Below are 20,450 nucleotides of genomic sequence, written 5' to 3' on the forward strand. Positions count from 1 at the left end.
ACTATGGAAAAACAAAAACTACCAAATTCAACTACAGCATTAGTTTTAGGTATTTGTTCTATAGTAACCTTCTGTTGTTATGGAGTTATTGGGCTACCTCTCGGAATTATTGCTCTTGTTTTAGGTAACAAAGCTATTAAGTTAAATAACCAAAATCCAGACTTATATGAGGGAGCAAATAATGCTTATACTGGTAAAATACTAGGTATTATTGGTATTGTATTAAATATTGTTTTTATTGCTTATATTTTATGGTTTATATCTATGATTGGTTGGGATGCATTAGGAGATCCTGATTTAATGATGGAAAGAATAAATGAGTTTAAAAACAGGTAATCTCAAAAAAAATATTCTATAAAAATAAAAAAAGGTCAGAAGATATCTTCTGACCTTTTTTATGTGCATTCTATGGATATTTAAAATGAAGCAGAAGATACTGCTGCTACACCACGAACTATTGCTATTAAAAACATAACAGCATAAACACTTAACATTACGATGGTTAACACACCTATAAACTTATAGTGCGATTTCAAATTAGTAAAAGCCTCTGTAAGTTCCTCTTCATTATTTCTTAACAATGCTGTCTTTGTTTTTTTGGCAAACTTATATAAATACATAACTGGAAAAAAGTATAATGCTGCTCCCAATAAATAAATAATGGTAAAACCTACCCCTCCTATAACTGTCTCATAACCAGACGAAGGCAGTGCACTAAATATTGTACCTGCGAATAACGCCATTAATACCATAAAACCAACACCAATAAAACCTATAATAGCTAAAAAGTTAGCCCATTTAGAAGCTTCTTTTAAAACTTCTTTTGCTACATTGTTTAATCTAATTCCTGATGAATTGTTTACTTGAAGATTCTCTTCCATAATTTTTAATTTTGTTTTGATTAGCACTCAAATATATAATTATTTAACCGAGTTAAAAATATTTTCTACATCACTGCAACTTCAGAAATGTAAATTCTTTAATTTATCCTTCCTGTTTTATTTATCAATAATTTTTCTACATTTATTTTACTGAAAACAAATCCTCTACCCTCTCCTCTCTTTTTTCGTTAATAAAAAGGTTTAAAAATCTATTTTTTCAGACTTTGAATACCTTATTTTCGCACCCTTTCTTACAGAAAAAAATCACATTTCAAGGGTACGAGAACAACTATGAACGACGAAAAAAACTGGTTACAATATTATAAAAACAGCTTATCAGATAGTGAAAACTTAGCTATCGACATTAGTAAAATAAAAAACCTTTTTCATCAAAAATCATCCGATTTAAGCAATGCACTTATCAACTCTAAACAAGCAAGTCAACTATTAGATGTTGAAGAACGTAGAATTAATCGATTAAAAGGAATTACCAAAAAAGACAATCCTAAATGGCATAAGGTAGAGGAAACTAAAATATTAATAGCGCCTTTTCATTTAGTATATCAAACCGACAACACTAAATTCAAACAACGTACTATTCATCCATTTTGGATTAGTGCTATTGTAAATCGTTCAGGGCAATTATCAGCTCCAAAAGATGGCTTTCCTTTAATTGTTCGTAACTATCTAACTCCTATCGCAGATATTAAGAACGATTTTATCTTTTCTTCTATCGACACCGTTTTAGATGCCAAAGACCTAGATGCTCCCGATTTTGAGAACAACGAAGACCCTATACCTTGGGATGAATACTGGAACTATATTAACGAAGTATTTTCTGCGATAACTTTTAGCAACTTATATCGTTACCAAGTAGAACGCTATACCACACAATATGAGCTTACTTATTTCGCATTAAGTTCTAAAATCTCTACCGCAAAAAGTATTTTATTTCTGTACGAAAACCTACTTAAAAACACGGATGAATTACCTGTACTTTCTAAAATTATCAATCCATATACTAGAGAGCGACAAGAGGCCATTACCGATAACGGATTTTTAGTCTATAATCATTTGCATTTAGGGCAAATGTCGAATAAATTCCCGCTTTCTGTTAGTCAGCGAAAAACATTATTGTCGTATTTAGTAGCCGAAGAAAATGCAGTTACCGCTGTAAACGGACCTCCAGGAACTGGAAAAACTACACTATTGCAAAGTTTAGTTGCTACCGAGTTTGTAAAAGCTGCTATTAACGGAGAAGAAGCACCTATAATTTTAGCCTGCTCTAACAACAACCAAGCAGTAACCAATATTATTGATAGTTTTATCAATTCTGAAAGTACAATGGGAGTATTGGCCAATCGTTGGATTCCTGATTTTAACGGATATGCTACCTACCTCCCATCCAGTTCAAAAAGTGAGAAAAAACTAGCCAATATCAATTATTTAAAAGGAAATTTATTTGGTCATGAAGGAACACTCTGTAATCTAGAAAATGAAAAATATATCTCTGAAGCAGAATATTACTTTTTAACAAACTACTGTCAGTACTTCAATACCCAAACAAATTCACTTGACGATGTGTGTAACCATCTACAAGAAGAAATTATTGGTATTCAAAATATTTTAGCTGATGGTGTTGATTTCTCTAGAAACTATATAAATGCTGTAAACTACATCAACAGCATACTTGTACATGAAGAAGATTTCATCGAAAAAAGTACGTTTAAAATCTCCAAACTACAAGAATGGAGAACTATTTTAAACGATTTAAAAGCATCAACAAAAGATACCGATTTTATTGATAAAGTAAAACGCTATTTTATTGATGAAACTCAGTTTGAATCAAGAAATGCTAAACACATTTTTAAGACCACAGCAGAAACACTGTTAGATGCTAAAAGAGCAGCAGCATATATCAAAGAATGCACAAACAATGTAAATCTGTTACTACAATCACATTTAAACCTAAAAAATTGGAAGTACGAAAATAACATTAAAGGATTTCCTTTTGTTTCAGAAGAACAAATGTGGGCATACGAATATGAAAAAATAAAATCTAACGATGCAACACAGCGTTTCTTTTATGATGAATTAGATATTGATTTACGCCATAAAGCGTTCTTATTAGCAACCCATTATTGGGAAGCTCGTTGGTTACTAGAAACCCGAGAGATGTTAGAGGAGAACACCGAAAAAGGAACTGGAGAATATGCTATTAAAGCAAAATGGAAACGAAGAGCTATGCTTACTCCTTGTTTTGTAGCTACTTTTTACACAGCACCAAGTCACTTTTTATACAGTCAGTTTCAAGGAGAAAACGAAAACGGAAAGCCTATTTTCGAATACTTACCGCTATACAACTTTTTAGATTTGTTAATTATTGATGAAGCAGGTCAAGTCACACCAGAAGTAAGCATTCCTGTATTTTCATTAACTCAAAAAGCCTTTGTCGTAGGTGATTTACAACAAATTGAGCCTATTTGGTCTATTCCTAAAAAAATTGACAAAGGAAACTTAACAAGCCTTGATATTATTGAAAATCAAAATGATGCACATTTAGACGAGTTAGGCTTTTTAGCCTCTAGCGGAAGTATTATGAAAATGGCTCAAAATGCCTGCGAATTTGAAACTCCATTACCTGCAAAAAAAGAACAAGGATTGGTTTTATTAGAGCATAGACGATGTAATGATGAAATTATTAGTTTTTGTAACGAATTGGCGTACGATGGTATTTTAAAACCTATGAAAGGAAAAGCTAAAGAAAATCAGGCATTTCCATCAATGATGGCATATCATATTGAAGGAATTAGTGAGCGCAAATACAACAGTCGCCAAAACATTAGCGAAGTAAAAGCTATTATTTCTTGGTTACAACAAAACAAAGAAACCATTCAAGAAGCATATGATGTAGAAGCTATTGAAAGTGTTTTAGGAATTATCACCCCCTTCGCAAGTCAGAAAGGTGAATTATCAAAAGCATTAACCGATGCGGGCTATAAAGTTAGTGACATTAAACTAGGTACTGTACACGCATTACAAGGTGCAGAACGAAACATTATCTTGTTCAGCTCTGTATATTCTAATGATGATGAAGGTACTTTGTTTTTTGAAAAAGATAACAAACCCAACATGTTAAATGTAGCGGTTTCAAGAGCTAAAGAAAGTTTTATTCTTTTTGGAGACACTCGAATTTTTGATGAGACAAAAGACACTCCATCTGGAATTCTGAAGAGACATTTAAATATATATGAAATGGCTAACTAAATAAAAGAGGAGCGATTAATCGCTCCTCTTTTTTATTATATGTTTTTCGAATTTTACTTCTTAAACTCTGTAATCGTTTTCTTGATTATTGCAATACAATCTCTTAATTGCTCTTCGTTCATTACTAATGGTGGTGCAAAACGAATAATATTTCCATGTGTTGGTTTTGCTAACAATCCGTTGTCACGTAATTTTAAACAAATATTCCAAGCTGTTTCACTTTCTTCAGAATCATTAATTACAACTGCATTTAACAACCCTTTACCACGAACTAAGGTTACTAACTCATTCTCCTTAGCAAACTCAGATAACTCTTCTCTAAATATCTTACCTAAACGCTCAGCATTTTCAGCTAACTTTTCTTCTTTAACTACTTCTAAAGCCGCTATAGCTACTGCTGCTGCAACTGGATTTCCTCCAAAAGTAGAACCGTGGTTTCCTGGTCTAATAACATTCATAATGTCATCGTTTGCTAATACTGCAGATACTGGATACGCTCCTCCACTTAATGCTTTTCCTAAAATTAAAATATCTGGTTGTACATCTTCATGATTTACTGCTAATAATTTTCCTGTACGTGCTATACCTGTTTGTACTTCATCAGCAATGAATAATACATTATGCTTTTCACATAAGGCTTTTGCTGCTGCTAAATATCCTTCAGAAGGCACATACACTCCAGCTTCCCCTTGAATTGGTTCCGCCATAAAACCAGCAATATTGTCATTGTTTTCTAAAGCTTCTTCTAAAGCTTGTAAATTATCATATTCAATTTTGATAAACCCTTCGGTAAATGGTCCAAAGTTCTTACGAGCTACAGGATCGTTTGAAAATGAAATAATCGTCGTTGTTCTTCCATGGAAGTTGTTTTTACAAACAATAATTTGCGCTTGGTTTTCATCAATACCTTTTACTTCATACGCCCATTTTCTACAAATCTTTAAGGCAGTTTCAACAGCTTCTGCCCCAGTATTCATTGGTAACAATTTATCAAAACCAAAATACTCAGTAGCATATTTTTCATACTTCCCTAGCATATCGTTGTAAAATGCGCGAGATGTTAACGTTAAAGTTTGCGCTTGATTCACCATTGCACCAACAATTTTTGGGTGACAATGCCCTTGGTTTACCGCAGAATACGCCGATAAAAAGTCGTAATATTTTTTTCCTTCTACATCCCACACATATACTCCTTCTCCTTTACTTAACACTACTGGAAGTGGATGATAATTATGTGCTCCGTATTTGTTTTCTAAGTCGATCGCTTGTTGCGAAGTTAATTGGTCTAAAACAGCCATTTTTCTTAATTTTTAAAATTTATAAAATAACCATTCCTTATCTACCTTTATCCTTTCGAAAAGAAGTTTCGAAAATTCAGCGTGGGAAAGAAATCATCCCTAAAAACAAAATTATTAAAATTAAGTGACTTTAGAGGCCTTTACGTGTCTAAAAAGATAAACTACTTAACTTTTTTAAACAGCCTTAAAATAAAACCTTAGTTGTTTAGTTTTTTTTTATCTTTAAAGGAATTAACTAAATATCACTTTTATGAAAAGAATCTTTTTTTTATTACTGCTTTCAACAGCTGTGATTGGATGTAAATCTACATCTGTAACTAACACTAAACTTGACAACAAAACTGAGAGAATGCTTAAAGGTAATTGGACTATTGCTTCTGTATATTTTTCTGGATCAGATTACTTAAAAGTAAATTCATTTAATTTAGAAGATTCTAGCTGCTTTATTGGTAGCGATTGGAGCTTTGTTTCAAACAATAATAAAGGAGAAATGAGTTTAAACAACCCTAGTACAGATTGTAAAGGTTTTAGCTCTCCAATAACCTGGTATGTTAACAAAGATGGAAATTTTGTTTTAAAAATTATCAATAATCATAAAGCAAAAGATGTTAATACCGGATACATATTAAAATTAAACAACGTAACCGAAACTAGCTTTGAGTTAATTGACAAAATTAACGTTGCTGGACAAGTTAAAGACATTACTTATACATTTCAAAGACAATAAATCAATAAAATATTATGAAAAAAGCAATTATATATAGTGTATCAATCCTATTTTTAACAGGAACAACTTTATTTACTTCATGTAAATCTGTTCAAAATGCAAACAACACTCAAAAAGGAGCTGTAATTGGTACAGCAGCTGGAGCTGTAATTGGAGCTGTGATTGGTAACAACGTTGGAAACAAGAAAAACTCAGAATTAGGCGCCGTTTTAGGTGGTGTAATTGGTGGTGTTGCTGGTGGTGTCATTGGTAACCAAATGGATAAACAGGCTCGTGAAATTGAAGAAGCATTACCTGGAGCAGAAGTAGAAAGAGTTGGTGAAGGTATAAAGCTTACTTTAGGTGAAAACGCCGTTAGATTTGACACTAACAAAGCTTCTTTAACTTCTACTGCAAAAGCAAATTTAGATAAATTAGTTCCTGTGTTTAAAGATTATCAAAATACAAATATCGTAATTTATGGTTATACAGATATTACAGGTAGCGTTGAATACAATCAAACTCTTTCAGAAAAAAGAGCAAATTCAGTAAAAAACTACTTAGCTAGTAAAGGATTAGAAAACGGTAGATTCAAGACTAAAGGGTTAGGTGTTAAAGATCCTATTGCTACAAATGAAACTGTTGAAGGAAGAAGTAAAAACAGACGTGTTGAGTTTGCAATCGTTGCTAATGAAAAAATGATTCAAGAAGCTAAAAAAGAAGCAGGTCAATAAACAAACGTTTACAATATCAATATCAAAAGGCTACCCTAAATGAGTAGTCTTTTTTTTATCATCAAACCATATCTTTTCCTAATTTTGCATACCATAAATTTTTAGTAGAAAATGCCAAGAAGAGAGCGAAATAAGTTTGTAAAAAGAGGACAAATCATTGAAATTTTAATTGAAGATTATGCCTTCGGCGGAAAAGGAATAGGAAGAATACGTTCTGAGGAAGGTGTTTTTGTGGTTTTTGTACCAAATACATTACCAGGGCAATTGGTAAAAGCACGTGTAGAAAAATCAAAAAAGAAATACGCTGAGTGTAAATTAATTGATGTTTTACAACACTCAAAAGATGAAGTTGAAGTTCCGTATCAAGATATTCCTGGTGCTCCTTACATCCAATTACCTATCGAATTACAACATCAATACAAACAAGAAAGCACCTTATCACTATTTAAACGTATTGGTAAAGTTGACAATATAGAAGATTTGTTTGATGAATTTATCGCTTCTCCTAATGTATTCCATTACCGAAATAAAATGGAGTACGGATTTTCTGCCATCGGTTACGATCGTGAAAATAAAACTGATATTGATGAATTTACCCTAGGGTTTAAACGTCGAGGTGTTTGGTGGATGGGAGATAATTTAGAGAAAGACTCAGGGTTGTTTGACAAACAAGTAGAAGACAACATCAAAAACATTAGAGAATACTGTAAAAAAACAGGTCTACAACCTTGGCACGGACCTAAAAAAGAAGGTTTCTTTAGGTATTTTGTAGTACGTAAATCTTATAAAACTGATGAGTTATTATTCAATTTGGTTACTACGTCAACTGGCTTATCTGATTTTGATCTAGAAGATTTTGCTAACTATTTAGTAGAATTATTTGGCAATAGAGTTGCTGGTTTACTACATACCATAAATGATGAAACTGGCGACAGAACTATCGCAACTTCTGGAAGCATCAAATTAATATACGGTAAAGATAAAATCGTTGAAGAGTTGTTGGGGTTAAACTTTGAAATTAGTATGAAAAGTTTTTTCCAAACCAATCCAAAATCTGCCGAAAAACTATATACCAAAGTGGTTGATTATGCGTTAGAAAACAAAGAAGCTATAGACAATACTGTTGTTATGGATTTATTCTGTGGAACGGGAACTATTGGTCAAATCATCGCTTCAAAAGCAAAAAACACTAAAATTGTTGGTGTAGATATTGTTACTTCAGCAATTGAAGATGCTAAGAAAAATGCTGAGCGAAATAATATTGAAGGATTACAATTTTATACAGCTGATGTAGGAAAGTTCTTAAACGAACATCCACAGTATCAAAATAAAATTAGAACTATTATTTTAGATCCTGCTCGTGCAGGTATTGCGCCAAAAACGCTCAAGAAAATCATAAACTTAAATGCAGATAGAATGGTTTATGTATCTTGTAACCCAGCAACACAAGCTCGTGACACAGAAGAATTGATAAATAACGGTTATCAGTTAAAAAAGATTAGTTTGGTAGATCAGTTTCCACATACATCACATATAGAAACTGTTGTTTTATTTGAAAAATAAAGATTGATGAAAAAATACATTGCGCTATTCATAATCATAGCAAGTTTAACAGCTTGTGAAAAAGATGATTTTTGTACACAAAACCCTGTAACTCCAAACTTAGTCTTACGTTTTTATGACAAAGACAATACCAATGACCTTAAAAATGCAGAGCGTCTGTCGGTAATTGCAGAAGGAAAAACAGACAGTCTTTTTACAAATAGAACTACTGATAGCATTGCCATTCCATTAAATAGCCTATCACAAAAAACAGTATATACTTTAAAAATGAATAATGTAGATGGTAATGTAGCCAACAATCAGACCGCTACACTTACTATTGAATACATCCCTGAAGACGACTATGTGTCTCGTTCGTGTGGTTTCAGAGTTATTTTTGAAGATGTTAACTTAAGTCATTCTGGTTGGATAAGCAGCTTATCTACCAATCAAATTCCTTTAATCGATAATCAAGCTAGCGCCCATGTACAAGTATTTCATTAGTCTATGTTTTATATTTGTGTTTGTAAACGGATATTCTCAACAAACCACATCTAAAGAAAAGTCCGAAGAAAAAAAAGATACTGTAACTTATAAAACTGGATATGGTTTACGCTTAGGAATAGATATTAGTAAACCGGGTCTTGCTATTATTGACAAAAGTTATAGTGGATTAGAACTTGTGGGAGATTATCGTATTTCTGAAAAATGGTATGTTGCTGCTGAATTAGGTCATGAAGAAGAAATAACTTTTGAAGACTTTACTTCTTCAACCTCAAAGGGAAATTATATTAGACTTGGTGCCAATTACAATGCTTACGAGAATTGGTTAGACATGAATAATGAAATATATGTAGGTATGCGTTATGGCTTTGCTATGTTTGACCATACTTTAAACAGCTACACACCTAACGTATCTTCAGGTTCAGAAGGCACACCACCTTATTTCCCTTCAAATCCTTCTATACAAACTCCAATAACAGACACTGGTTTAACAGCGCATTGGACTGAATTACAACTAGGTATCAAAGCCGAAACTTTTAAAAACTTGTTTGTAGGGTTCAGCTTTTCATATAAGATAATGCTAAGTGTTGATGATCAAAAAGGGTTTAAAACCTTATATACTCCTGGTTTTAATCGTGTTTTTGAAAGTAATACAGGCTTCGGATTTAATTACACAATATCATACTTAATCCCTTTTGTTAATAAATAAATTATCAGCATACGCTTGATTTCACTAACTTTACAGCCTAAATAATAAAACTTATTAACAATGAATAAAATTCCAAGCGTAAACTTAGCAGATTTTTTATCAGACAATGCTGAAAGAAAACAAAAATTCATCAACGAGATTGGTGACGCTTATGAGAATATAGGATTTGTAGCATTAAAAGGACATTTCTTAGATGATGAGTTAGTAGAAAATTTATATGCTGAAATCAAGAAGTTTTTTGATTTACCAAATGAAGTTAAAGAGAAATATGAGATTCCTGGTATTGGAGGACAAAGAGGATATGTTTCTTTTGGTAAAGAAAGTGCTAAAGGGAAAAAAGAAGGTGATTTAAAAGAATTTTGGCATTTCGGTCAATATGTAGATGCTGATTCAAAATACGCTAAAGAATACCCTGAAAATGTAGTGGTTGAAGAATTACCTAAATTTAACGAAGTAGGTAAAGAAGCATACAAAATGTTGGAAAAAACAGCTAAATACGTATTGCGTTCGTTGGCATTACATTTAGGCTTAGATGAAACATATTTTGATAACTATATCAAAAACGGAAATAGCATTTTACGTCCAATTCACTACCCTCCTATTACTACAGAACCTAAAGGAGCTGTAAGAGCTGCTGCCCATGGTGATATTAACTTAATTACATTGTTAATGGGGGCTCAAGGTAAAGGCTTACAAGTTCAAAATCACAAAGGTGAATGGATTGATGCTATTGCTGAACCAGACGAGTTAATGATTAATGTTGGTGATATGTTATCACGTCACAGTAACAACAAATTAAAATCTACGATACATAGAGTAACAAACCCTCCTAGAGAATTATGGGGAACGTCACGTTACTCAATTCCATTTTTTATGCACCCTGTTTCAGATATGAAATTAGATGTCTTAGAAAATTGTATTGATGAAAACAATCCAAAACAATTTGAAGATATTACTGCGGGTGAATTTTTAGATGAACGTTTACGTGAGTTAGGATTGAAAAAATAAATTTAATGGATTTACAAGATCAATTAAAAAACCTGTTTCCAGACCATCAGTTTGAAGAAAAACCAGTTGAAGAAAAGCCTGAAATTTGGTTACAAGAAGACCCTATTTTATGTAAATATGAAAAAAGAAAAGGGAAACCTGTTACCATTATAGATGGATACAACGGAGCTACACAAGATTTTAAAAAGCTTGCTAAAGAAATTAAAACCAAACTAAGTGTTGGTGGTAGTTTTAAAGATGATAAAATTATTATCCAAGGAGATTATCGAGACGATATAATGCAGCTTTTAAAAGACAAAGGATTCAATGTAAAACGCGTTGGTGGATAAATAAAAAAATGTCGAGAATATGATTCTTCGACATTTTTTTTATATTTACAGCTTTTGTAAAATGTTAAATATCAACTAATAAATAATAACGTATAAAATAAAACGTTTATTTTATATAAATAAAGAAATTACTAATTCCCCAAAATTATGAAACATTCTTTATTGCATATTACTAACGGAGACAGTACTACTCATAAACTACAAAAGCTAAATATTGACGGAGACATCATTACATGGCGTGAGATGTTATGTGAAGGAAAAACTATAGTAGATGTAGGTAGTGAGAGCTTTTGGAAAATACGCTTCGACTTTTTAAAAGATTCATATAAAGTTACCAAGAAAAAATTTATAGATTACACATTAAAAGAATACCGTAACCTTTGTAACCATAAACAACAAGATGAAATTGTTTTATGGTTTGAATACGATTTATTTTGCCAAATAAACATGGTTGCTGTGATTAGTTGGTTGAAACGATATCGTAAAGGACATAAAGTTTCTTTAGTTTCAAGTGGAAAAATCTCTGGAAGTGATAAAATGTTCGGCCTAGGTGAGCTAACTACAGAGCAATTAAAACAGCATTTTGAAAACAGAATTGAGCTAACCAACGATGATATTGAGTACGCTGATTATATTTGGCAATTATATTGCTCTGATAGTCCATTACCTCTTGAAAATGCCCATAAATTTAATCCTAAATCACCTTTTGTTTATTTAGAAAAAGCCTTAAGATCACATTTACTTCGCTTCCCTTCTATTGAAAATGGATTAAACCATATTGAAAACAACATTTTAAACGCTATTAACGACAACGAATTTGCAAATCAAGATCAACTAGTTGGTTACCTATTAAAGCATCAAGAAAATTACGGATTTGGTGATAGTCAATATTTTAACAAATTAGAACAGTTAAAAAAACTATTTAGTCCTTTTGATCCTATTAAGTTAACTAAAACAGGAAAAAAAGTATTACAAAACCAAACTAATTATTACGGTAAAATTCGTTCCGATTTTTCGTATCTTGGCGGCGCAAAAAAATACAGCTATTTATATGTGAATTCTACCAATAAGCTGTTAAAAATTACATCGTAAATGAGTATACAACATTCTGAACTCATCTTAAATCCTGATGGTAGCATATACCACCTGAATTTAAGACCTGAGCATATTGCCACCGATATTATTTTTGTTGGAGATCAATATCGTGTAGACAAAGTTACCCAACATTTTGATACTATAGAATATAGTACCCAAAAAAGAGAATTCAAAACTACTACCGGAACTTATAAAGGCAAACGTCTTTCAGTAATTTCCACTGGTATTGGTCCTGATAATATAGATATCGTTTTAAACGAACTTGATGCCTTAGTAAATATTGATTTTGAAACTCGCAAAGTAAAAACCGAGTTTACAAAACTAAACATTACCAGAATTGGTACTTCTGGCTCATTACAAACTGATATCCCTGTTGATAGTTTTTTATTAAGCACACATGCTTTAGACCTTAATGGAATGTTACAAGCATATCAAGTAGAAGAAATTTCACATCCTGAACTTGAACAAGCTTTTATTAAACATACAGATTGGAGCTCTAAAAAATCATATCCACTAGTTGTTTCAAACGGAAAATCTTTAGAAGAACAGTTAAGTTCTAATAAAGTTTACAAAGGAATAACTGCTACGGCTGGTGGTTTTTATGGCCCTCAAGGAAGGGTATTACGCCTACCTTTACAAGACGCTAATTTAAATAGTAAAATAGATAGTTTTAACTATAACGATAACAGAATTACCAATCTTGAAATGGAAACTTCAGCTATCTACGGACTAGCTAAGTTATTAGGACATGATGCAGTTTCTATGAACGCTATTATTGCTAATAGAGCTAACGGAACATTTAGTGAAGACCCTTACAAAGTAGTAAATGATTTAATTCTTTATACTTTAGACAAATTAATTGAATAAATGCTGGATTTAAAAATAGGTGGTGTGCCAGAACATTTTAATTACCCTTGGTACATTACCCTAAAAAATAAAGAATACACCAAAGAAGGTGTTAATTTACGCTGGAAAGACTATCCAGGAGGTACCGGTGCCATGTCAAAAGCGCTTCGTTCTGGTGAAGTAGATATTGCTCTCGTGCTTACCGAAGGTATTATTAAAGATATTATAAACGGAAATCCATCGAAAATCACACAAACCTTTGTAAAAAGCCCACTAATATGGGGAATTCACGTTAGTGCCAATTCTCAATTTAAAACGATTGCCGATTTAGAACATGCAACTGTGGCTATAAGCCGATTTGGGTCAGGATCACACCTAATGGCTATTGTAAATGCTCATAATAATGGCTGGGATGTAAACAAACTTCAATATAAAGTAGTAGGAGATTTACAAGGCGGAATTGATGCCTTAACCAATGGAGACGCCGATTATTTTATGTGGGAACATTTTACCACCAAACCTTTTGTTGATAACGGCACTTTTAGACGAATTGGTGACTGCCCTACTCCTTGGCCTTGTTTCGTGATTGCCGTACGTAATGAAATACTAGAAAATCATTTCGAAGAGGTTAAAAAAGTACATGATATTATTAATAATTGTACTAAAGACTTTAAAGACTTTGATAATATCGACGAAATTCTTTCCGACAGATATGAACAGCAATTAGATGATATTCAAGAATGGCTATCTATTACTGAATGGAATGACGGTGAACCTATTACTGAAAATTTAGTTACCACCATACAAAATAAAATGGTAGAGTTCAACGTTATTGAAAAGAAGGAAAATTCTGGAGACTTAATCAGAAATATGTATATTTGATTTTTTAAAACTAAAAAAATGAAAAAAGTAGTATTTATTGCAATTTGTACTGTTAGTTTATTAGGTTTTTCTTCTTGTGGAAGTACGAGTCCATGTGGTTTAGCAAAAACTAATCAAAATAAACAAGAGCAACATCAACAACAAGAGGTAGTAGTTGCTGATGCAACTGAAATAGCGATTGCTGAATAAGTTGATGTATCTTTATTCAAATTCAATAAATCCGCTTTTTTAGGCGGATTTTTTATTTTACAAAAAATTGAGTACAAAAAACCCTATACTAATTTTAGTATAGGATTCACTAACTACTTTTATTCAAAATTTTATTTTGCCTAATACTTCTGCTTTTTTAAAAACTAACTTTATCATAAATAGTAACAAATTACTACTCCAGTAATCACGTAGTACTTTATTTCTTTTCTTTTTAATTCTTCTTTTTCAACATCGGTACAAATCTAAAAGCACCTAACTCATGCTTTTCAAACTCTTTTGGTGATTTTCTAATAAACAAAGTCATGACCTGCTCTTTATCACCTACCGGGATTAATAACCTACCTCCTACTTTAATCTGCGCCAACAAAGCTTTTGGCACATACGGAGCTCCAGCTGTCACAATGATTTTATCAAAAGGTGCTTCTTCAGGTAATCCTTTATAACCATCACCAAAAATAAAACGCTTAGGTTTATACCCTAACTTAGGTAAAAACATAGATGTTTTTTTAAATAACTCATGCTGGCGTTCTATTGAGTACACTTCAGCATTTAATTCTAACAATACCGCTGTCTGATACCCCGAACCTGTACCAATCTCTAAAACTTTGTCTCCTGGCTGTATTTCTAAAACTTCCGTTTGAAAAGCTACCGTATAAGGCTGAGAAATTGTTTGTTCTGCTGCAATAGGAAATGCCTTGTCTTGATACGCGTGCGCTTCAAAACTACTATCCATAAACAAATGTCTAGGAATTTTACGTATCGCCTCTAACACCTTTTTATCGGTAATTCCTTTTGCTTGTAAAACACTTGCTAATTGATTTCTAAGTCCTTGATGTTTGGTTGTATCTCTCACTAATGATAAAATTTCAGCAGGTTAAAAGTAGTAATAAATCTGGATAAAAGTGTATCTTTGTTAGCGTTGTTTTTTTGTGGGAATACATTCTTTTCCCACCAACTAATCAAATAACTAATAATCTTTCACTTATGTTAAAAGCTGGAGTTTTAGGCGCAGGTCATTTAGGAAAAATCCATTTGCGTTTGTTACAACAATCAGAAAAATATGAACTAGTTGGGTTTTACGATCCTTTTACCGAAAATGCGCAAAAAGTAGCCGATGAGTTTGGTTACAAATTATTTGACTCAATAGAAGAATTGATAGATGCTGTAGATGTGGTAGATATTGTTACCCCTACACTTTCTCATTTTGAATGTGCTAAACAAGCTATTGAAAAAGGAAAACATATTTTTATTGAAAAACCAATTACCAACACAGTACAAGAAGCTGAAGCTATTAGAACATTAGCTAGTCAACATCACGTTCGTGGACAAGTAGGACATGTAGAACGTTTTAATCCTGCTTTTATGGCTGTAAAAGATACGATTGACACACCAATGTTCATTGAAACACATCGTTTGGCCGAGTTTAACCCTAGAGGAACAGATGTACCGGTTGTATTGGATTTAATGATTCATGATATTGATATTATCTTATCTGTAGTAAATTCTAAAGTAAAAAGCATACATGCTAGTGGTGTTTCTGTAATTTCTGAAACTCCTGATATTGCTAATGCTCGCATCGAGTTTGAAAATGGATGTGTTGCAAACTTAACATCTAGTAGAATTTCGATGAAGAACATGCGAAAAAGTCGTTTTTTCCAAAAAGATGCTTATATCTCAGTTGATTTCTTAGGAAAAAAGTCGGAAGTAGTAAAAATGAAAGATGCTCCTAAAAGACCTGATGAATTTGCAATGATTCTACAAAATGCTGAAGGTATAAAAAAGCAAATTTATTATGACAATCCGAAAATTGTTGCCAACAACGCTATTTTAGACGAATTAGAATCCTTTGCTGATGCTATAAACAATAATACTACTCCAATAGTGTCATTACGCCAAGGTACCGAAGCTTTACGCGTAGCACATCAAATCATTGAGTGCTTTAAACATTAAAAAATAAATATAAAATAACGAGCTAGGAATTGAGTAACTTATTGGAACACTTTTACTGTTCTTATCAAGTAACAAAAAGCCCTCCTCAAAAGAATACATATCAAAACACAACAAACATGAAAAATATTGCCGTAATTGGAGCTGGAACTATGGGTAACGGGATTGCACATACTTTTGCTCAATTTGGATACAATGTTCAACTTATCGATATTTCTCAAGCTTCTTTAGATAGAGGTTTAGCAACTATTACTAAGAACTTAGATAGAATGGTAGCAAAAGAGAAAATTTCTGAAGACGATAAAAACAATACATTAAACAATATTACTACCTATACTTCTATCAAAGATGGGGTTCAAAATACTAGTTTGGTGGTAGAAGCAGCTACTGAAAATGTAGATTTAAAATTAAAAATATTTAAAGATTTAGATGAAGTTTGTGCTGAAGAAACCATTTTAGCAACCAATACCTCTTCTATTTCTATTACACAGATTGCTGCAGCTACAAACCGTCCTGAGAAAGTAATCGGAATGCACTTTATGAATCCAGTACCAATCATGAAGTTAGTTGAAATTATTCGAGGATATAATACTTCTGATGAAGTAATGGAGTTTACCGTTGATTTGACAAAAAAAATCAACAAAGTTCCTGTTGAAGTAAATGATTACCCTGGTTTTGTTGCCAACCGTATTTTAATGCCAATGATTAATGAAAGTATTGAAACTTTATACAACGGTGTTGCTGGTGTTGCTGAAATTGACACGGTAATGAAATTAGGTATGGCTCACCCAATGGGACCATTACAGTTAGCTGATTTTATTGGGTTAGATGTTTGCTTATCTATTTTAAATGTAATGTACGACGGATTTAAAAATCCTAAATATGCGCCTTGTCCGTTATTAGTAAACATGGTAATGGCTGGAAAATTAGGAGTAAAATCTGGTGAAGGTTTTTACGATTATTCTGAAAGTAGAAAAGCTGAAAAAGTAGCGAAAATGTTTTCGTAAAAAACTAAGAAAAATATAAAACAAAAAGAAGCCTTTTGGGCTTCTTTTTGTTTTATAACTGTAATACTTCACCTTCATTAGGTATTAGAGTTTTACCTTGAATAGATTTTTCTTGCTCTTTTAAAAACAAGCGAAGCTCCTCTTTCGTTAATCCACAATGATTTATTGCGTCCATATGAATTGCTATTAAAATAGCCTTCTTATTCTCTATAGCTATCTTTAGTAATTCTTCTTTAGTTAACGTCATATGCTTACCTGGTTCTAAAACAGGATTTGGTTTGCTAAAAGTACATTCTCCTGTGTTTGCTATAATACAAGTAGGTTTTTCGCTTTTCAAAGCTCTCTTTAAGAGACTATCTAAAATAGCATCTCCTGTAATAAATATTGTATCTTCTTTAAATGCTAAAGAAAAAGAAGATGATTCGCCAAAAGGCATTGCTCCCGTTGCTCCTTCATGATGATGTGCCTCATAGCGTTTTATTGATATTCCAAACCAATTTACAACCTGCTCTATACTTTGCAAATTTGTAAAACCTTTTGATTTTAATTTTTCTACATCGAAAGGCTGACAAAAAATAAGTATATCTTTAGGAAGTAATTTTTCAGCGTCGGCATCAAAATGATCTGGATGATAATGTGTTACCAAAACAGCATCGGCTTGTTGTATAATTCTATCTTTAGGTATAGGTAAATCATTCATTGGAATCCGTTTTTCATTAGAAAAAGGAATTGGGTCTTGTGCTCCTTTATCAGACAAAACAGGGTCTATTAATATTTTTTTTGAATTTACTTCTAAAAGCACAGTAGCCTGTCGTACATATTGCAGTTTTGTTGTGTTTTCTCTTCTAGTTCTATTTGTTGTTTGACACGCACTAATCACGGTTAAAATTACTATTAGTAACTGATAAAATTTCCTCATTTTTATATGTTTTTTTTTCTTATAAAGCAACGAAACTAAAGCTCTTTTTAACAAGAAACAATACGTTACATTTTTGTACCTTACGCACCTTTTGGTTAGTTTTTTTAGTACCAAAAAGATAGAATTGAAAAAAAATGAAAAACTTTTCACCTGATTATTGCCCATTAACTTATGCTACAAAAGTTATAAGCGGAAAATGGAAGTTATTTATTATTTCTAGACTTGTTGAAAAACCACTCAGGTATGGGCAAATCAAGACTGCATGTGAAACAATTTCAGAGAAAATGTTAACTAGCCAATTAAAAGAGTTAGAAGCTGATGGAATTATTGTTAGAAAAATATATGCTGAAGTACCACCAAGAGTTGAGTATTCTCTCACTCCATTTGGCAATGATCTAGTCAATGCTTTAGCTCCATTACATGCTTGGGGAATTGACTATATGGAGCATAAAAAAATTCCTTTTCCTGAACATAACTAAAAAGATGATTACAAAACATCATCAAAGCAAACTAAGTACTATTTTCCTAAATTATAAGTTTATCTAATAGCTTTTTTTCGTTTAACACGAAGTAATGACTGAAAAATTAGGAGTTAAATCTGATGAAGCTTTTTACGATTATTCTGAAAATAGAAAAGCTGAGAAAGTAGCGAAGATGTTTTCTTAAATAAAAACTTAATACTATATATAAAAAGAAGCCTATATAGGCTTCTTTTTATATATGAGTCATTCCTTTACTTCTTATGATTTCTCTAAATTATTTATAAGCTTGAATGCTAAAGATGGAGCTATTCTCGCTAATCTGTAAAAAACTTTAACTCCTCCTACTCTAACCTCAAGCTTTCCTTTTTCTACTCCTTTAATCATCTCCTCCGCTGCTTTTTGCGGCGTTATGGCTATTTTAGGTGGACTTCCTTTATGCCAAGGTGTATCAACTACAGGAAACATTACCTCCACGACCTTAATTGTTGATTTTTCAAGTTGTTTACGTATCACTTGTGTAAAAGAATGAAGAGCAGATTTCGTAGAATTATAAAAAGGGTAATCTGCTCTAGGTGCATAAATTAAACCCGTTGTAATATTAATAATCATTGGGCTTTTATTACTAATTAATTGGCTATATAACATATGAACTAATCGTAAAGGCCCCATAAAATTAACCTCTATTTCTTGATTCGCTTTACATATAGCATCAGTCGTATCAAAGAAGTTCGTTTTATGAACAATTGCTGCATTATTGATTAATACATTAATTTTAGGGTGATATTCTTTAATCCAATTAACCAATCGCTTACAATCTTCTTCTTTAGCTACATCACATTGGATTATTTCTAGTGCTGGATACTGCTTCTTTGCCGCTGCTAATCGCTCTTTTGAACGCCCACAGATGATTACAGTATTGTTTCTTTTAAGAAGTTCTTTACTTAGCTCTAAGCCTATACCTGAACTTCCTCCAGTTATTAAAATTGTATTTTGTGTAAGTTTCATAAAATTACTTTTGTGTTTTTAACAAAAGTAATTTTGAAGACTCCCTCACGCATTGACCTATGTTAAGTCGCTATTTTTTTTCTAATTCTACTTAACGATTCTGGTTGAATTCCTAAGTACGAAGCTATGATTGTTTGATGTATTCTATCTTCAATATTTGGATACTCTTTTAAAAAATTAACGTATCTGGTTTCAGCATTTAACAAAAGTAATTCTCTTTCTCTTTTTTCTTTTGTTATAAATCCTTTCTCTACTAGTTTTAATAAAAATTTCATCCAAAAAGCATCTGTTTCTACTAAATTTAACCAACTTTTATGTGGAATAGAAAATACTTCAGAATCTTCTAACGCTTCAATAAAAAAATAGGATGGCTCATTTGATATCATTGCTGAATATGAAGCTATAAATTGATCTTCTAATATAATACCTTTGGTAAATTGCTTTCCCAAGCTATTAATGTAAACATACCTAAAAAGCCCTTTTTTAATGAATCCTATTTTTTTAGGTATAGCCCCTGCTCGGATGAAATAGTCTCCTTTTTTTAAAGTTTTTATTTTCCCTATCGCTAATAACTCATTAGCTTTTTCAACAGGAAGTAATTCTTTAAAAATTGTGTTCATTAATTTTTAATTTAACACGAAGTGTCTGCAATAATTTTCCACTCACCTTGTATCTTCTTAAAAATAATCATGAAAACACCGTCAGCATCACCTATCGTTCTCTTTAAATGATATTCTCCCATTACAGAATAAGCTCCGTCTGTAATTTTAGAAATATCGTTGATTTTAAATGTCAAGGTTCCTGAATGTTCTTTTGTGGGGTACCCTTTTTTGTAGTTATCTAAAGTTTTCTGCCAACCAAAAGTAATTCCGTTACGACCATAAAATTTTAACGAATCACTTTTCCAATACCCTTGCATAAAGCCTTCTAAATCGTGATTAGACCAAGCTTCTTCTTGCGTCTTCATCACCGATAAAATCTCTTGCTTTTCAACTTCTTCTGAAACCGTTTTAGCAACTTCTTGCTTACATGAAACAAATAGTATCACTAAAAAAACAACACTTAATAGTTTTTTCATT

23 protein-coding genes and 1 pseudogene are annotated in these 20,450 nt (G+C 32.1%); 17 read left to right on the top strand and 7 right to left on the bottom strand.

Going from position 1 to position 20,450, the window contains the following annotated elements:
* Positions 1 to 3 precede the first annotated feature (3 nt).
* Positions 4 to 336, top strand: coding sequence for a CCC motif membrane protein (locus DFQ07_RS00510; RefSeq protein WP_133534333.1), 333 nt, complete (start codon positions 4 to 6; stop codon positions 334 to 336).
* An 80-nt stretch (positions 337 to 416) separates the two neighbouring features.
* Here the strand turns inward: DFQ07_RS00510 and DFQ07_RS00515 are convergent, their stop codons facing one another.
* Complete coding sequence (locus tag DFQ07_RS00515; RefSeq protein ID WP_133534334.1) at positions 417 to 881, bottom strand: DUF5362 family protein; 465 nt, start codon at positions 879 to 881, stop codon at positions 417 to 419.
* 291 nt (positions 882 to 1,172) lie between these two features.
* Here DFQ07_RS00515 and DFQ07_RS00520 point away from each other — a divergent pair, with 291 nt between their 5' ends.
* The gene (locus DFQ07_RS00520; RefSeq protein WP_133534335.1) at positions 1,173 to 4,148 is read left to right on the top strand and encodes a DEAD/DEAH box helicase; all 2,976 of its coding nucleotides are present in this window, start codon (positions 1,173 to 1,175) and stop codon (positions 4,146 to 4,148) included.
* A gap of 53 nt (positions 4,149 to 4,201) precedes the next feature.
* Here DFQ07_RS00520 and rocD read toward each other — a convergent pair whose 3' ends face one another.
* The gene (rocD, locus tag DFQ07_RS00525; protein ID WP_133534336.1) at positions 4,202 to 5,446 is read right to left on the bottom strand and encodes an ornithine--oxo-acid transaminase; all 1,245 of its coding nucleotides are present in this window, start codon (positions 5,444 to 5,446) and stop codon (positions 4,202 to 4,204) included.
* 250 nt (positions 5,447 to 5,696) lie between these two features.
* Between rocD and DFQ07_RS00530 the strand changes: the two genes are divergently transcribed.
* The 11 genes from DFQ07_RS00530 (at position 5,697) to DFQ07_RS15445 (ending at position 13,990) form a co-directional block, all read left to right on the top strand.
* Complete coding sequence (locus DFQ07_RS00530; protein WP_133534337.1) at positions 5,697 to 6,173, top strand: lipocalin family protein; 477 nt, start codon at positions 5,697 to 5,699, stop codon at positions 6,171 to 6,173.
* Positions 6,174 to 6,187: 14 nt separating this feature from the next.
* Positions 6,188 to 6,886, top strand: a complete 699-nt coding sequence (locus DFQ07_RS00535) for an OmpA family protein (protein WP_133534338.1) — start codon at positions 6,188 to 6,190, stop codon at positions 6,884 to 6,886.
* 111 nt (positions 6,887 to 6,997) lie between these two features.
* Positions 6,998 to 8,449 (top strand): 23S rRNA (uracil(1939)-C(5))-methyltransferase RlmD, encoded by a 1,452-nt coding sequence (gene rlmD, locus DFQ07_RS00540; RefSeq protein WP_133534339.1) that lies wholly within the window; start codon positions 6,998 to 7,000, stop codon positions 8,447 to 8,449.
* A gap of 6 nt (positions 8,450 to 8,455) precedes the next feature.
* Positions 8,456 to 8,932 carry a DUF6452 family protein gene (locus DFQ07_RS00545; protein ID WP_133534340.1) on the top strand — a complete coding sequence of 159 codons (477 nt, stop codon included), beginning with the start codon at positions 8,456 to 8,458 and terminating at the stop codon, positions 8,930 to 8,932.
* The gene (locus DFQ07_RS00550) at positions 8,913 to 9,641 is read left to right on the top strand and encodes a DUF6048 family protein (protein ID WP_133534341.1); all 729 of its coding nucleotides are present in this window, start codon (positions 8,913 to 8,915) and stop codon (positions 9,639 to 9,641) included. Before DFQ07_RS00545 ends, DFQ07_RS00550 begins: the two co-directional genes overlap by 20 nt.
* A 60-nt stretch (positions 9,642 to 9,701) precedes the next feature.
* Complete coding sequence (locus DFQ07_RS00555) at positions 9,702 to 10,649, top strand: isopenicillin N synthase family dioxygenase (RefSeq protein WP_133534342.1); 948 nt, start codon at positions 9,702 to 9,704, stop codon at positions 10,647 to 10,649.
* 5 nt (positions 10,650 to 10,654) lie between these two features.
* A complete protein-coding gene (locus DFQ07_RS00560; RefSeq protein ID WP_133534343.1) occupies positions 10,655 to 10,978 on the top strand; it encodes a translation initiation factor in 324 nt (107 codons plus the stop codon).
* A 147-nt stretch (positions 10,979 to 11,125) separates the two neighbouring features.
* On the top strand, positions 11,126 to 12,070 hold the full coding sequence (locus tag DFQ07_RS00565) for a DUF1835 domain-containing protein (protein WP_133534344.1): 945 nt from the start codon (positions 11,126 to 11,128) through the stop codon (positions 12,068 to 12,070).
* Entirely contained in the window at positions 12,071 to 12,940 is an 870-nt protein-coding gene (locus tag DFQ07_RS00570; RefSeq protein WP_133534345.1) for a nucleoside phosphorylase, read from the top strand.
* Complete coding sequence (locus tag DFQ07_RS00575; protein WP_133534346.1) at positions 12,941 to 13,801, top strand: substrate-binding domain-containing protein; 861 nt, start codon at positions 12,941 to 12,943, stop codon at positions 13,799 to 13,801. It begins immediately after the preceding gene.
* Between the two features lie 18 nt (positions 13,802 to 13,819).
* On the top strand, positions 13,820 to 13,990 hold the full coding sequence (locus DFQ07_RS15445) for a hypothetical protein (protein ID WP_166627688.1): 171 nt from the start codon (positions 13,820 to 13,822) through the stop codon (positions 13,988 to 13,990).
* Between the two features lie 232 nt (positions 13,991 to 14,222).
* Here the strand turns inward: DFQ07_RS15445 and DFQ07_RS00580 are convergent, their stop codons facing one another.
* Entirely contained in the window at positions 14,223 to 14,864 is a 642-nt protein-coding gene (locus DFQ07_RS00580; protein ID WP_133534347.1) for a protein-L-isoaspartate(D-aspartate) O-methyltransferase, read from the bottom strand.
* A 131-nt stretch (positions 14,865 to 14,995) separates the two neighbouring features.
* Here DFQ07_RS00580 and DFQ07_RS00585 point away from each other — a divergent pair, with 131 nt between their 5' ends.
* Positions 14,996 to 15,961 carry a Gfo/Idh/MocA family protein gene (locus tag DFQ07_RS00585; protein ID WP_133534348.1) on the top strand — a complete coding sequence of 322 codons (966 nt, stop codon included), beginning with the start codon at positions 14,996 to 14,998 and terminating at the stop codon, positions 15,959 to 15,961.
* 116 nt (positions 15,962 to 16,077) lie between these two features.
* Positions 16,078 to 16,965 (top strand): 3-hydroxybutyryl-CoA dehydrogenase, encoded by an 888-nt coding sequence (locus DFQ07_RS00590; RefSeq protein ID WP_133534349.1) that lies wholly within the window; start codon positions 16,078 to 16,080, stop codon positions 16,963 to 16,965.
* Positions 16,966 to 17,017: 52 nt separating this feature from the next.
* On the opposite strand, the gene DFQ07_RS00595 is transcribed toward DFQ07_RS00590, so the two are convergent.
* On the bottom strand, positions 17,018 to 17,884 hold the full coding sequence (locus DFQ07_RS00595; protein ID WP_166627689.1) for an MBL fold metallo-hydrolase: 867 nt from the start codon (positions 17,882 to 17,884) through the stop codon (positions 17,018 to 17,020).
* Between the two features lie 134 nt (positions 17,885 to 18,018).
* Between DFQ07_RS00595 and DFQ07_RS00600 the strand changes: the two genes are divergently transcribed.
* Together DFQ07_RS00600 and DFQ07_RS15855 are read left to right on the top strand one after the other, a co-directional pair.
* Positions 18,019 to 18,363, top strand: coding sequence for a winged helix-turn-helix transcriptional regulator (locus DFQ07_RS00600; protein ID WP_133534351.1), 345 nt, complete (start codon positions 18,019 to 18,021; stop codon positions 18,361 to 18,363).
* Between the two features lie 91 nt (positions 18,364 to 18,454).
* A pseudogene (locus DFQ07_RS15855) lies at positions 18,455 to 18,550 on the top strand (3-hydroxybutyryl-CoA dehydrogenase); the annotation flags it as partial.
* Positions 18,551 to 18,624: 74 nt separating this feature from the next.
* Here DFQ07_RS15855 and DFQ07_RS00605 read toward each other — a convergent pair.
* The 3 genes from DFQ07_RS00605 to DFQ07_RS00615 form a co-directional block, all read right to left on the bottom strand.
* Positions 18,625 to 19,371 carry an SDR family oxidoreductase gene (locus tag DFQ07_RS00605; RefSeq protein WP_133534352.1) on the bottom strand — a complete coding sequence of 249 codons (747 nt, stop codon included), beginning with the start codon at positions 19,369 to 19,371 and terminating at the stop codon, positions 18,625 to 18,627.
* A gap of 62 nt (positions 19,372 to 19,433) precedes the next feature.
* A complete protein-coding gene (locus tag DFQ07_RS00610; protein ID WP_133534353.1) occupies positions 19,434 to 19,991 on the bottom strand; it encodes a Crp/Fnr family transcriptional regulator in 558 nt (185 codons plus the stop codon).
* Between the two features lie 11 nt (positions 19,992 to 20,002).
* Positions 20,003 to 20,449, bottom strand: a complete 447-nt coding sequence (locus DFQ07_RS00615) for a YybH family protein (RefSeq protein WP_133534354.1) — start codon at positions 20,447 to 20,449, stop codon at positions 20,003 to 20,005.
* Between the last annotated feature and the right edge of the window lies 1 nt (position 20,450).

Source organism: Tenacibaculum caenipelagi, assembly GCF_004363005.1.
Lineage (GTDB): Bacteria > Bacteroidota > Bacteroidia > Flavobacteriales > Flavobacteriaceae > Polaribacter > Polaribacter caenipelagi.